A 12,725-nucleotide genomic window follows, 5' to 3' on the forward strand; every position below is an offset into this window, starting at 1 on the left:
CGGTTGAAGATGCCAGAGCAGAGAGAAATATTGAATGCAAATGAAATCAGAAAGTTTACAAATGAATTAACCTATCGTCGGTATCTGATGAACAAAGGAAAAATACAGGAACTGTTTCGTAAAATGACACTTCAGGAGTATATTGCTTTGTATACTATAGAATCTGAGAGAGAAAATTCTCCGAATAATAATGGGAGAACGTATTTAAAGGATTTATCAGAAAAGATGCAGCTGACAATACGGCAGGCATCAAAAATGGTAGAAAAGCTGAAAGATCGTGGACTGGTACTGTGGTCTTATGAAGGAAGCGGAAGTGAAGGAACATATGTGACTGTTACAGAAACGGGACAGAAACTGTTTAAGGGTCAGGAAATGATTCTGAGAGAATGTTATGGAAAAGTGATCAACAAATTCGGAAAAGATAATTTGATCATGTTATTAAAAATGATGAAACAACTGGATAACCTGATGTGCAGCGAAATAAAAGGGATGGGAGAGGTCGATTCGTATGGGAGAGCTGATGAAGCGGATGAATGATTATGCTGTGCAGAATGAAGCTATCTGCCGGAAAAATGATCATATTGATCCTAGATTGTATGAAGAGTTTGGTGTTAACCGGGGGCTGCGGGATGAAAATGGAAAAGGTGTGCTTACCGGTTTGACTAAGATTTCCCGTATTGTATCATCATGTGTGAAAGATGGAGAAAAAGTACCTTGTGACGGGGAATTGTGGTATCGTGGATATAAGGTAGAAAAATTGATTGGCAATCTTGGAGAAGAACAGCTTGGTTTTGAAAAGATCGCTTATCTTCTGTTGATGGGGGAATTGCCTTCAGAAGATGAAGAAAAAAAGTTCCGGGAAGTGATTGGCACATGCAGAACGCTTCCAACGAACTTTACCAGAGATGTTATTATGAAGGCACCATCTGAGGATATTATGAATTCAATGACAAGAAGTATTCTGACACTGGCTGCTTATGATAAAAAGGCAAAAGACATCAGCGTCAGTAATTCGTTGCGGCAGTGCATCCAACTGATTAGTGAATTTCCACTCCTTGCTGTATATGCATATCATGCCTATAATCATTACGAAAAAAACCAGAGTATGTATATCCATAATCCGGATCCGAAACTGTCTACAGCTGAGAATCTTCTAATGATGCTCAGGCATGATCAGAAATACACACCGGTTGAAGCGAAAGTTCTGGATACTTCATTGATTCTTCATATGGAACATGGCGGCGGAAATAATTCTACTTTTACAACCAGAGTGGTGACCTCTTCCGGTTCAGATACATATTCAACAATTGCTGCCGCTATGTCATCTTTGAAGGGACCGAAGCATGGCGGCGCAAACATAAAAGTTGTGGAGATGATGGATAATATACGGGAAAATGTAAAGGATTTTTCTGATAAAGAAGAAATATCAGCATATCTTATGAAGATAATTGACAAACAGGTATTTGACAAAAAAGGGTTGATTTACGGAATGGGACATGCGGTGTATACATTGTCGGATCCAAGAGAAAGAGTATTTAAAAAATATGTGGAAGCACTGGCAAGAGAGAAAGGCCGGGAGAGCGATCTCCAGCTCTATGAGAATGCTGAAGTGATTGCACCTAAACTGATTGCAGAAAACAGAAATACTATAAAACGAGTGAGCCCGAATGTGGACTTTTACAGCGGATTTGTATATGACATGCTAGGCATTCCACGTGAATTATATACTGCGATTTTTGCAGTAGCGAGGGTAGTCGGGTGGAGTGCACATCGTATGGAAGAACTGATCTGCACAGATAAGATTATCCGTCCGGCTTATATGAGTGTTATGGAGGAAAAAGAAAAATGTTAGAAAAACTGGCAGGACCCATTATAGGGGCATTGATTGGATACTGTACTAATTATATCGCTGTCAAAATGCTGTTTTATCCTAAACAGGAAGTCAGAATCTTTGGACGAAAACTTCCTTTTACTCCGGGGGCAATTCCTAAAGGAAAGCCAAGGCTTGCCAGAGCAATCGGAATTATTGTGGCGGACGATCTTCTAACGAAAGATGATATTAAACAGAAAATGATTTCTTTGGAAACAGAAAATGCTGTTGTGGATCAGATTGTTCAGGGATTATCTGTTGATCTTCATACCTGTGTTTCAAAAGTATGTTCGTCCGAGTTGAATTATGAAGAGATAAAAAACAGATTGATTTCTGAACTGTCCAGCCAGATCCTTGATTCTGTTCAACATATGAATCTGGATAATCTTATTGTTCAGGAAGCCGGAAAAGCTGTTAAAGCCAAAACAAAGGGCTCCATGTTGGAAATGTTTCTGAATGATGAAATGCTTAATTCCCTGATACAGCCTGTTGGAGGAGAAATAGTAAAGTATATTAATGAAAAAGGACCAGATTTTATAAAGGAAGAACTGGAAACTAAAATTGATACGTTAGGAGAACAATCTGTCATAGATCTCTGTAACCATATGAATATTTCGGAAGGAGCCGTTCGAAAAATAGTAGCAGATTTTTATCACAAAGCAATTGATTCTGTCATCGGAAAGCTGATCGGTAATTTGAATATTGCAGAAATTATCGAAGATAAAATCAATGCTATGAATGTAGATAGTCTGGAGAAACTGGTGCTGACTGTGATGAAAAAAGAATTGGATACGATTGTAAATCTTGGGGCTTTAGTAGGTGCAGTTTTAGGAGTTTTAAATATTATTATATAATTTCTTATGTAAAGAAGATAATGATTGTAAACTAAGTTTTCATGGATGAATGAAAAGATATATATGATATAGCACAAATAGGACAAGAGGACAACAGGAATTTACTGTGTAGTTGTGATTGTATTGATGAACACTGTTTGTAAGAGATAACCTCCAGTTTATCTGTTTCTTAAAATGACAATATCATGGAATAAATACAACATAATGAGAACATGTTACCTTCGTATGATTCGATTCATACGGAGGTTTCTTTTTGCCAATTTTTCTCATCTTGACATTTTTTTACTGAAACATGTTGTATAAGTCCCTCTGAAACTTTGGATATTATAGAGGGACATTTATATGCCGCCTCCAAAATAATGAAATGTGAGGTAATGACATATGTCAGAGAAAAGATGTTATACAGTAAAAGAGTTACAGGAAATCCTTGGAGTCAGCAGACCGACAATATATAACCTTCTGAAGAAAAATGAGTTCCGGTGGATCCAGCTGGATGGCGGAAAGTACCGTATTTCCAAAAAGAGCTTTGATGACTGGCTGGATAAGCTGCCGGAATCTTCCAACTAATCTCCTATCCGGATGAAAAATCGACATCCTAAATTTTTTTGAAAAAGTGCGGTATGGTATGGGAAGAAGGAGGAAAGCTTCATGGATGAGAAGGGAAAAATGAATACCGGGGAATACGAAGAACTGATAAAGGAAGTGGAAGCAAACAGCCCATACAAGAGACTGTCTTCTGCAAAAAAGAAATGGATGAGTGTTTCTGAGATGGGCGAGCTTTTAGGGCTTAAAAAGACGGATCGGTATTGGCTGGTACATAAAAACTTTTTTGAGACCAAAGAGATTGCCGGAAAGATGCGGGTCAATATTGAGAGTTTTGAAAAGTGGTATGCGAATCAGATTAAATATCATAAAGTCAACGGAGAAGAACCGGGAAAGGAATTGAAAGAATGGTCTTATTCTGTTCCGGAACTTGCAGAAATGCTGGAAGTTACGGATGGTGTCGTTTATGACCTGATCAAGCGGAATAATATCGAAGTCGTGATTGTGGATTACTGGAAACGTGTACCAAAAGCTGCATTTCAGAAATGGTATGACGGACAGTCCAGATACCGCACGAAGGATGATAAAAAGAGGGATGCCGAAATGGAGGCCGCTACTCTCACTATGCCGGAAATGACCAGACAGCTGGGAATCACCAGAAATCAGGTATATGGCATCCTGAATAGTCAAAAGTATCAGCATTTCTTTGAGTTCGTCACGATCGCTGATCGAAAAAGAATCACGAAGGAAAGCTTTCAGAAGTTTCTGGAAGGGCAGGATGAATATCATCTGGATCCGGCGAACGATTATGAAGAACTGGCAATGGAAGAAAATGTAGCACTGGCGAATTATCGGAGAAAGAAACTGGCACAGACCGGGGAACGAGGAAGGAACGGCAATCTGCAGTATCTTACTATAGATGAAGCAGCCTTTATGGCAAAGGTCAGCCGGTCCATGATAAATGTCTGGTACACAAAAGGATCTTTTCCGGTTGTAAAAATAAGGAATCATGTTCGGATCAAACGAAAAGAATTTGAAGCATGGCTGGAAAAGAGAAATACAGAAAGGGGCTGTTAGATTATGGCATCGATCAGAGAACGAAACGGAAAATTTAATGTGATCTATTCCTATACTGATGCAGACGGGAAACGGAAGCAGAAATGGGAAACTTATGCTACAAAGGCAGAGGCAAAGAAACGCAAGAAAGAAATCGAGTATAAAGAAGAAATGGGATCCATGATAATCCCGCAGTGTAAAACCATGAAGGATCCTCTGGCAGAATACGTTGCCCTGTATGGAAAAGACAACTGGGCATTATCTACGTATGATGGAAATGTTTCTCTCATAAATAATTATATCCTTCCGATCATCGGGGATGAAAAACTGTCAGAGATCAATACCCGTTTTATTGAAAAATATTATCAAAGATTGTTGAAAGCTCCGGCTGTGGTCAATCCTATGATTGGGAAAAGAAAGAATGAATATGTATCTACCAGTACCATCAGAGATATCCATAAACTCCTCCGAAGCTGTTTTAAACAGGCTGTCAAATGGGAACTGATGGAGAAGAATCCTTGTATCTATGCGACCGTACCAAAACATAAAACAAAGAAACGTGAGATTTGGACTGCAGAAACTCTGATGTACGCACTGGAAGTATGTGAGGATGATCGGCTAAAGCTGGCAATGAATCTTTCCTTCTCCTGCTCTCTCCGGATCAGTGAGCTTCTGGGGCTTACCTGGGATTGTGTGGACATCTCGGAGGAAGCAATTGAGGAAAACCGGGCATATCTGTTTATTAATAAGGAATCCCAGCGAGTGAGCAAATCCGCTTTAAAAGAGTTGGATGCAAAAGATGTGCTGCTGATATTTCCGGAAAAAAGCAAGACCAATAAAACAGTCCGTGTTTTGAAAACACCGAAGACAGACAGCAGTGTCCGAAAGGTTTTCCTTCCAAAGTCTGTCGCAAAGATGCTGATCGAGTGGAAAGAAAAACAGGATGAGACAAAGGAAGTTCTTGGAGATGAATACATGGACTATAACCTGGTCATGGCAAGTACGTTTGGTCTTCCTTTGGGGGATGGCGCGATCCGGAAGCCATTAAATCAGTTGATTAAAGACTATGATCTCCCACCGGTTGTTTTCCACAGTCTCAGACACAGCAGTGTTACCTATAAGCTGAAACTGAATGGTGGAGATATCAAGGCAGTTCAGGGCGACTCCGGACATGCTCAGGTCAGCATGGTTACGGATGTATATTCTCACATCCTGGATGACGACCGGAAGAAAAATGCAGAATTATTTGAAGAGGCATTTTATGAGAAAAAAGATCTGGATCCGCAGATGCATCCGAATACAGCACAAAACACGGTAGCGGTTCCGGAAGGCGTGGATGCAGAGCTGCTTGCAAAGGTCCTTAATAATCCTGAGATGGCAGCACTTCTTACGTCACTGGCGAAGACAATGAAGTGAAAAATAGTGTAATTTTAGTGAAAAAACGGGTTTCGTTAAAAGGAATGTTAAAAATATATCTCCATCATGCTAATTGATATCACCGTCATTTGATGGTAAAATGATGGAGATAATATTAAAATGAAGGAGATTTCGATGAGAAGTTTTGATTATATAAAAACTCCGGAGCAATTGCTAAAACCTGAAATTGTTCAGATGGTCGGAAGCATTCATGAGCATAAAGGTAAGCAGGAATTGTTCCTTGAAGCCAATATAGACGAATTGAAAACTCTGCTGGAAGTTGCTTTGATTCAAAGTACAGGGGCTTCTAACAGGATTGAAGGTATTTATACTACCGACAAACGGTTGGAAGAATTAGTAAGACAGAAAGCCGAACCGCGTAACCGGTCTGAACAGGAAATATCCGGATACCGGGAAGTTCTTGCCACTATCCATGAAAGTTATGAGTATATTAATCCGAGACCCAATATTATTTTACAATTGCATCGGGATTTATACTCATATTCCGGAGGAAATGCTGGTGGAAATTATAAAAATTCGGATAATGTAATTGCAGAAACAGATGCAGAAGGTCATCAGAAAGCGCGTTTTATCCCGGTGCCGGCATTTCAGACTCCAGAAGCTATGAATGAACTTTGTACAAATTTTCTGGAAGCATGGGAAGCAGATCGAATAGATAAGTTGATTCTTATCCCTATGTTTATTCTTGACTTTCTGTGTATCCATCCATTTAATGATGGAAATGGGCGAATGAGCCGCCTGTTAACACTTCTTTTGTTTTATAAAGCCGGCTATATTGTCGGAAAGTATGTCAGTGTTGAAATGCTGATTGAAAAGACAAAAGAAACTTATTATGAGGCATTACAGGAAAGTTCTAATGGATGGCACGAAAATGAAAACAGTTATGAGTCATTTGTAAAATATTATCTGGGAATTATACTGAAAGCATATAGTGAGTTTGAGGGGCGTGTAGAGCACCTGAAAAACAGAAGCCTTTCAAAGCCGGATCGTATAAAGGCAGTGATTGATAATAAGGTAGGAAAAATTACCAAAAAAGAAATCATGGAGTTATGTCCGGATATAAGCAAGGTAACTGTAGAAAGGACCCTGACGGAACTGGTTAAAAGTGGATATATCGCAAAAGTAGGTGCCGGGCCGGCAACTGGATATGTTCGTATTTAAGTCGGCTGTCGTGGTCGAAACACCATAGACAAATTTTCAATAACGGTGTATAGTAATAATAGAAATCTGGTCAATTGAATATTGTTTATCATTCCCGCTTGTAAGGGGATGGTAGCCGGAAGATGATATCTGTCAGTAACAACAGAGCTTTCCCCGGATGTTAGCAGCTGCAAAGAATCTGCTAATTTTCAGGTCTTATCTGGTCTTGACAGAAAGGGTATTCAGATTACCAGAATTTGATTCGAAAATAAAAAAAGTCCTTGATAATAAAAGGCTAAACATATCAGTTCTTGACAGGGATTGACAGAACCACAGAGCTCTCCTAAAGGCCGCTGGGTCTTATCCAGAAGAGCAATTTGACAGAGGGTTCGAAAGCAGCCGGTGAGCGGCACAAGGCTTAGAAGAAAAGTGGTGCTACCGAACTGCCGACACAGCCTTTACCTGATCGCAAGGTCAGATGAAGATAAAATGGTCACCGATTCCATAAGGCGAAAAACCTTGGTTTTAAGCCAAAAATCGGTGGTTTGTCCTGTTAGTTTAATGGATAGAACGGGCGCCTCCTAAGCGTCTGATGTGGGTTCGATTCCCGCACGGGACGGCGAAAGAGCGGAAATGATTAGAGAAAAACCTCAAAATCACTTCCGCTTTTTTCATTTTCGTCATATTTTTAAGATCACCGATTCTTGGAACGGCTCAAATCCCGATGAATTTGAAAAAGCATTTTTTCAAACCGAAAAGTGTCATTTTCTAAGATTTTTAAAAGAGGGGTGCAAATGAGCCGTGACAGGAGGGCTGTATTACTTAAGCTGAAGAAGTGTTCAGCTTAGTTAAAATCAGCTTTAGAAGCGGCACTTTTGATGGCAATTCAATAAAGGCATGAAAATGCTCATTCATTCTGAACCACATGTGGGTTCATTGTGAATGAGCATTTTTTAATGTGCGGAAGGAGGTTTATAACCATGACGAGAAAAAAGAAGGAAGAAAAAGAGCCGCAAAAGATCCCAATGTATGATTTTCAGGGCGAAAAAGTGGTAGAAATCGAGACAAAAAGGCTTAGAAGCTTCGTTGGTCATCCTTATAAAGTGTTAGATGACGAGTCGATGAGGCTTCTGACGGATAGTATCCGGAAGAACGGAATCATCACTCCGTTGATTGTGATGCCGACAAGGGAGGGGAATTATCAGATCATATCCGGTCACAGGCGCAAGTATTGCGCAGATGTGCTTGGACTTAAAAAGGTACCGGTGATCATAAGAACTATGCCGGATGAGGACTCGATTATATCCATGGTCGATTCGAATCTGCAAAGGCAATCCATTACCTACAGTGAAAAAGCCTTTGCCTACAAAATGAAGAATGAGGCTATGAAGCGCAAGACAGGAAAACGCAGAAAAACTGCTGACGGGAAGCTGGATCATTTCAGGGGAGAAAGTAAGAGAACCGTTGAGATTATCAGTGATCAATGCGGTGACAGTCCCAGACAGATAACCCGGTATATCCGACTCACATATCTGATCCCGGAATTGATGGAAAAGCTGGATATCGGAGAGCTTTCCTTTAATCCGGCTGTTGATCTGGCATTTCTTTCAGAAGAAGAACAGAGATGGGTGCTGGATGCCATGGATTTTGCCCAGGCAGCACCTTCCCTGTCACAGACCCACAGGATCAGAGACATGAGCAGAATGGGAACGATTAGCGAAGAATCCGTAAAAGAAATTCTAATTGAACCAAAGAAAAGAGAGGCCGGTCAGATTACTTTTTCTAAGGATCAGCTAAGTAAATATTTTCCCGGTGATTATTCTCCGGAACAGATAAAAATCGAGATTTTGGAAATATTGGAGCAGATATTCAAATAGGAGGACAGGCAAATGTGTACAGTCATTTCAATCTCAAACCAAAAGGGCGGCGTAGGGAAGACCACAACGGCGGTCAATTTAGGAATCGGTTTTGTAAAGGAAGGAAAGAAGGTTTTGCTGATCGATGCGGATCCTCAGGGAAGCCTGACGGCAAGTCTGGGCTACGGACAGCCGGATGAAATAGGGGTTACGTTGGCGACGATACTGCGAAAGATCATCTCGGAACAGGAACCGGATCCGGATGAAGGAATTTTACAACATCATGAAGGCGTGGATCTCCTTCCGGGGAATATTGAGCTTTCGGTTATGGAATTGACCATGGCAAATGCGATGAGCCGGGAGCTGATTCTGAAGGAATACATAGAAACACAGCGTTTAAGGTATGACTACATCATTATTGATTGTATGCCATCTCTTGGAACCATGACGATCAATGCACTGGTTGCTTCCGATGTTGTACTTATACCGGTCCAGGCAGCGTATCTTCCAGTGCTTGGCCTTCAGCAGCTGATCAAAACCATCTATATGGTAAAGAAACGCCTGAACAAGAAGCTTCGTATCGGCGGCATTCTTCTCACAATGGTCGATAAGAGAACCAATTATGCCAGAGACATTATCGAGATGGTAAAGGAAACCTATGAGGGAGTCCTGCCGGTGTATGACTGTATGATTCCGACTTCTGTAAAGGCTGCGGAATCCAGCGCGGAGGGAATCAGTATTTATACACATGCCAATAACTGCAAGGTATCAGATGCCTATAAGGAATTAACGAGGGAGGTACTGAAGGATGAAAACTAGACCGGGGCAGAAAATTCAGATCAAGAGTGTTGAGGAATTGCTTGGAGTTGTAAATGAAGAAGCTGCAATGGATATTGAGATCTATAAGATCACGAGCTTTGCAGACCATCCGTTCAAGGTGGTGGATGATGAGAAAATGCAGGAGCTGGTGGAAAGCATCAGGGTGAACGGCGTTCTCTCACCGGTTCTGATCCGCCCTAAAGGAATGGATACTTACGAGATGATCTCCGGCCACCGCAGATTACACGCTGCACAGCTGGCAGGATTGGAATCAATTCCGGCAATCATCAGAGAATTGAGTGATGATGAAGCCACGATTGCAATGGTGGATGCCAATATCCAGAGGGAGGAGCTGTTGCCGAGTGAGAAGGCGTTTGCGTATAAGATGAAGATGGATGCTATGAGAAGGCAGGCTGGAAGACCGACAAAAGAAAATGCCCGACAAAATGTCGGGAATTTCGAAACGGCAGATATTATAGGAAAAGATAATGGAGAAAGTGGTAGACAGGTTCAGCGGTATATCCGATTAACAGAGCTGGTTCCTGAACTTTTAGAATTTGTAGATTGTAAACGCCTGCAATTTACTGTAGCAGTAGATATTTCTTATATAGATAAGGAAATTCAGAGATGGCTGTATGAGTACATCAAAGAGAATGGCATCATAAAAGCGAAGCAGATTGCTCTTCTTCGTGAAGCCTGCACCTCAGGTCCGATGACTCAGGCCAAGATGATCTCCATCTTAAATGAAAGTCAGCCCGGACGGACACCGAGCAGTAAAAATATCATTTCAGAGAAAAAGCTGCGAGAGTATTTTCCAGATGACTACACGGCCGCAGATATGAGAAGTGTCATTTTGGAACTTCTGGAACAATGGAAAAACGGGAGGGAATAAGCGATGACATTTGATTATTACTATGGATCCCAGGCGGATCAGTTCAGTTTCATACGCATTCCGCGGATCTTATTGACAGAGGAAATGTTCTCATCATTAACCCTGCAGTCAAAGATGCTGTATTCGATACTTCTGGACCGCATGTCCATTTCCATGAAGAATGGCTGGTTTGATGAAGAGAACCGAGCATACATTATCTACCAGATTTCAGAAATACAGGATGATCTTGGATTCTCAAAGAAAAAAGCCATGAATTATCTTGCTGAGTTGGAGAAGTTTGGTCTGGTAGAAAAGAAAAAGAGAGGATTTGGCCTGCCGAGCATTATATATGTGAAAAGCTTTCTGATTCGGAATGATGGTGCCAGAGGTGTCAATACAGGCACCTCTGATGAAAAAAGTATAGGGGACAGAGGTGTCGAAAACGGAATCTCTGGGGTGTTGAAATCGCACTCAGGAAGTGCCGAAAATGATACCTCTGAGGTTCCCGAATCAATACCTCTGGAGGTTACGAAACCGATACCTCTAAGGAGTAATAATAATACTAATTATACTAACCTGAGTTATAACCACTCTAATCATATCTCATCTGTTTCAGGATCAGATGAGGACGAGATGAGAAAACTCAAAGCTTATTCGGAAATGATTTCGGAGAATCTTGAACTTAAGTATCTGAAGCAGAATCACAGATTTGACGAGGATCTGATAGATGGTATTTTTGATCTGATTCTTGAAGTGGTTATGAGCAAGAGCCCCACAACGGTGATCGCCAGCAATGAATATCCTACGGAATTGGTGAAGAGCAGGTTCCTGAAGCTGAATTCTTCGCACATTGAGTATGCGATTGACTGCTTTAATCAGAACAGTACAAAGGTCAGGAATATCAAGAAATATTTGCTGGCAATCCTGTTTAATGCACCGTCAACGATCAGCGGATATTATACTGCTGAGGTGCATCATGATATGCCATATCTGGCGGCGAAATAGGAGGAAAATAGAATGCTTGTTTTGAAATTGATTGGAAAAATTTTATTACTGCCGGTCTGGGTGATCCTTGCGATCACCTGGCTGGTGGTGCATATCCTGGTTAGCATTTTCAGTATCTTTCATGGATTCTGGAAGGGGTTCTTTACACTGTTCACAGTCCTGGCGATTGCACTTGGAATGTATCAGAATGCGATAATCTTTGTGGGTGCAATTGCCTTTACATATGTAATTTTGGTTGCAGGAGCTATGGTTGATGTGTTGCTAGAAGAGGCAATGATGGGGATTGGAAGAGCAGTAGTTACTTAATGTGTGCGAGAAGAAGCCAGTGACACAGAGAAGCTATAGATCAGTTTGAAAGTAAATAAAGGAGATAGAATATGCCCCCGCTGACTTATGATAGTCGGCAGGGGCTTTGAATATATAGTCACTGATCGATGGTGAATTGTTTGTTTTATGAATTTCACTACTATGTTATAATGTATCTTAATGAGATTATTTTGTGTATTGAACGAGTGAGGTAACTGTATGGTTAAAAATAAAATTGAAGTAGATGTAAAAGTTAGGTGCATTGAAGCGGGTAAGACACAAGTTCAGATTGCTGAAGAAATAAATACAACAAGCCAATACGTGAATCGTATTATCAAAAAGAAGGATGGTATCATCAACCATACCTTTGTTCAGATGATGGAGTCTCTTGGATATGACATCGAGATTATTTATTTACCGAGAGAGGAGAACTAAAAATGGGTCAGTATACGGAATATTTAAATACACAGGCGGAAACGCTCTCCCCGATTGATGACGATTACGAAGAAAAACTATTGCTGACGGCATCACAATTTCGAGATTTTGGAGAAGCGCTTACTGATTTTATGGTAAGTCATGGGTATGACGGTGACCCAGAGAACATACCAGAAAAGGCAAAATATCTGCAGTCTTTATATAAAAAATCTCAGATAGATGACATTCCTAGAGATTTCAAAAAATGGTTTATGCGAGGAATGAAGATAAAGCGGGAGACAGTATTCCCATAGAATTCCTCTGCTTTTATGATTTTTATAATTTTTGGGTAATCTTTGCCTGAACAGGCAAAGATCTGTAATCAGAAATCCGACAGGAACAGGACCGGCGTCTGCCGCCTGTTCCTGTCGTTTCATTGTGTCACAGTAAAAATAAACCCCCTGCTATGCAGGGGGAGGGCAGTTCTTTAGATTAAAGTACTCCTATGCTAGAATAAAAGTAGGTCTGCAAACCACAAATATAAAAGCATAGGA

General features: G+C 40.8%; 14 protein-coding genes and 1 tRNA gene. All 15 read left to right on the top strand.

Annotation, left to right across the window (positions count from 1 at the left end; all coding sequences use genetic code 11):
• Positions 1-30: 30 nt before the first annotated feature.
• The 15 genes from QJ036_RS09605 (at position 31) to QJ036_RS09675 (ending at position 12,485) form a co-directional block, all read left to right on the top strand.
• A complete protein-coding gene (locus tag QJ036_RS09605; RefSeq protein WP_283231173.1) occupies positions 31-537 on the top strand; it encodes a helix-turn-helix domain-containing protein in 507 nt (168 codons plus the stop codon).
• Positions 521-1,852 carry a citrate/2-methylcitrate synthase gene (locus tag QJ036_RS09610; protein WP_416388544.1) on the top strand — a complete coding sequence of 444 codons (1,332 nt, stop codon included), beginning with the start codon at positions 521-523 and terminating at the stop codon, positions 1,850-1,852. Before QJ036_RS09605 ends, QJ036_RS09610 begins: the two co-directional genes overlap by 17 nt.
• Positions 1,846-2,724: a DUF445 domain-containing protein gene (locus QJ036_RS09615; RefSeq protein ID WP_283231175.1), complete on the top strand. Its 879-nt coding sequence runs from the start codon at positions 1,846-1,848 to the stop codon at positions 2,722-2,724. Before QJ036_RS09610 ends, QJ036_RS09615 begins: the two co-directional genes overlap by 7 nt.
• 381 nt (positions 2,725-3,105) lie before the next feature.
• Positions 3,106-3,291 (top strand): helix-turn-helix domain-containing protein, encoded by a 186-nt coding sequence (locus tag QJ036_RS09620; RefSeq protein ID WP_075671598.1) that lies wholly within the window; start codon positions 3,106-3,108, stop codon positions 3,289-3,291.
• Between the two features lie 81 nt (positions 3,292-3,372).
• Positions 3,373-4,344: a helix-turn-helix domain-containing protein gene (locus QJ036_RS09625; RefSeq protein WP_283231176.1), complete on the top strand. Its 972-nt coding sequence runs from the start codon at positions 3,373-3,375 to the stop codon at positions 4,342-4,344.
• A gap of 3 nt (positions 4,345-4,347) precedes the next feature.
• Positions 4,348-5,739 (top strand): tyrosine-type recombinase/integrase, encoded by a 1,392-nt coding sequence (locus QJ036_RS09630; protein WP_283231177.1) that lies wholly within the window; start codon positions 4,348-4,350, stop codon positions 5,737-5,739.
• Positions 5,740-5,859: 120 nt separating this feature from the next.
• On the top strand, positions 5,860-6,921 hold the full coding sequence (locus QJ036_RS09635; RefSeq protein ID WP_334305451.1) for a Fic family protein: 1,062 nt from the start codon (positions 5,860-5,862) through the stop codon (positions 6,919-6,921).
• Between the two features lie 526 nt (positions 6,922-7,447).
• Positions 7,448-7,519: transfer RNA gene (locus tag QJ036_RS09640), tRNA-Arg, on the top strand.
• A 361-nt stretch (positions 7,520-7,880) separates the two neighbouring features.
• On the top strand, positions 7,881-8,777 hold the full coding sequence (locus tag QJ036_RS09645) for a ParB/RepB/Spo0J family partition protein (protein WP_283231178.1): 897 nt from the start codon (positions 7,881-7,883) through the stop codon (positions 8,775-8,777).
• A gap of 12 nt (positions 8,778-8,789) precedes the next feature.
• Positions 8,790-9,575, top strand: a complete 786-nt coding sequence (locus tag QJ036_RS09650) for a ParA family protein (protein WP_283231179.1) — start codon at positions 8,790-8,792, stop codon at positions 9,573-9,575.
• A complete protein-coding gene (locus QJ036_RS09655) occupies positions 9,565-10,467 on the top strand; it encodes a ParB/RepB/Spo0J family partition protein (protein WP_283231180.1) in 903 nt (300 codons plus the stop codon). The genes QJ036_RS09650 and QJ036_RS09655 overlap by 11 nt, the downstream gene beginning before the upstream one ends.
• A 3-nt stretch (positions 10,468-10,470) precedes the next feature.
• Entirely contained in the window at positions 10,471-11,451 is a 981-nt protein-coding gene (locus QJ036_RS09660) for a DUF6017 domain-containing protein (RefSeq protein WP_283231181.1), read from the top strand.
• A gap of 12 nt (positions 11,452-11,463) precedes the next feature.
• Positions 11,464-11,757: a hypothetical protein gene (locus QJ036_RS09665; protein WP_283231182.1), complete on the top strand. Its 294-nt coding sequence runs from the start codon at positions 11,464-11,466 to the stop codon at positions 11,755-11,757.
• A 219-nt stretch (positions 11,758-11,976) separates the two neighbouring features.
• The gene (locus QJ036_RS09670; RefSeq protein ID WP_283231183.1) at positions 11,977-12,192 is read left to right on the top strand and encodes a helix-turn-helix domain-containing protein; all 216 of its coding nucleotides are present in this window, start codon (positions 11,977-11,979) and stop codon (positions 12,190-12,192) included.
• 2 nt (positions 12,193-12,194) lie between these two features.
• The gene (locus QJ036_RS09675; protein ID WP_283231184.1) at positions 12,195-12,485 is read left to right on the top strand and encodes a hypothetical protein; all 291 of its coding nucleotides are present in this window, start codon (positions 12,195-12,197) and stop codon (positions 12,483-12,485) included.
• The last annotated feature ends 240 nt before the right edge of the window (positions 12,486-12,725 follow it).

It is taken from the genome of Fusibacillus kribbianus (assembly GCF_030053595.1).
GTDB lineage: Bacteria > Bacillota > Clostridia > Lachnospirales > Lachnospiraceae > Lientehia > Lientehia kribbiana.

Excerpts from the sequence above, each read along its gene's own strand:
- QJ036_RS09675 (WP_283231184.1), top strand. The coding sequence starts at position 12,195 with ATGGGTCAGTATACGGAATATTTAAATACACAGGCGGAAACGCTCTCC.
- QJ036_RS09630 (WP_283231177.1), top strand. The coding sequence starts at position 4,348 with ATGGCATCGATCAGAGAACGAAACGGAAAATTTAATGTGATCTATTCC.
- QJ036_RS09670 (WP_283231183.1), top strand. The coding sequence starts at position 11,977 with ATGGTTAAAAATAAAATTGAAGTAGATGTAAAAGTTAGGTGCATTGAA.
- QJ036_RS09620 (WP_075671598.1), top strand. The coding sequence starts at position 3,106 with ATGTCAGAGAAAAGATGTTATACAGTAAAAGAGTTACAGGAAATCCTT.
- QJ036_RS09625 (WP_283231176.1), top strand. The coding sequence starts at position 3,373 with ATGGATGAGAAGGGAAAAATGAATACCGGGGAATACGAAGAACTGATA.
- QJ036_RS09610 (WP_416388544.1), top strand. The coding sequence starts at position 521 with ATGAAGCGGATGAATGATTATGCTGTGCAGAATGAAGCTATCTGCCGG.
- QJ036_RS09665 (WP_283231182.1), top strand. The coding sequence starts at position 11,464 with ATGCTTGTTTTGAAATTGATTGGAAAAATTTTATTACTGCCGGTCTGG.
- QJ036_RS09655 (WP_283231180.1), top strand. The coding sequence starts at position 9,565 with ATGAAAACTAGACCGGGGCAGAAAATTCAGATCAAGAGTGTTGAGGAA.
- QJ036_RS09660 (WP_283231181.1), top strand. The coding sequence starts at position 10,471 with ATGACATTTGATTATTACTATGGATCCCAGGCGGATCAGTTCAGTTTC.
- QJ036_RS09635 (WP_334305451.1), top strand. The coding sequence starts at position 5,860 with ATGAAGGAGATTTCGATGAGAAGTTTTGATTATATAAAAACTCCGGAG.
- QJ036_RS09645 (WP_283231178.1), top strand. The coding sequence starts at position 7,881 with ATGACGAGAAAAAAGAAGGAAGAAAAAGAGCCGCAAAAGATCCCAATG.
- QJ036_RS09650 (WP_283231179.1), top strand. The coding sequence starts at position 8,790 with ATGTGTACAGTCATTTCAATCTCAAACCAAAAGGGCGGCGTAGGGAAG.
- QJ036_RS09615 (WP_283231175.1), top strand. The coding sequence starts at position 1,846 with ATGTTAGAAAAACTGGCAGGACCCATTATAGGGGCATTGATTGGATAC.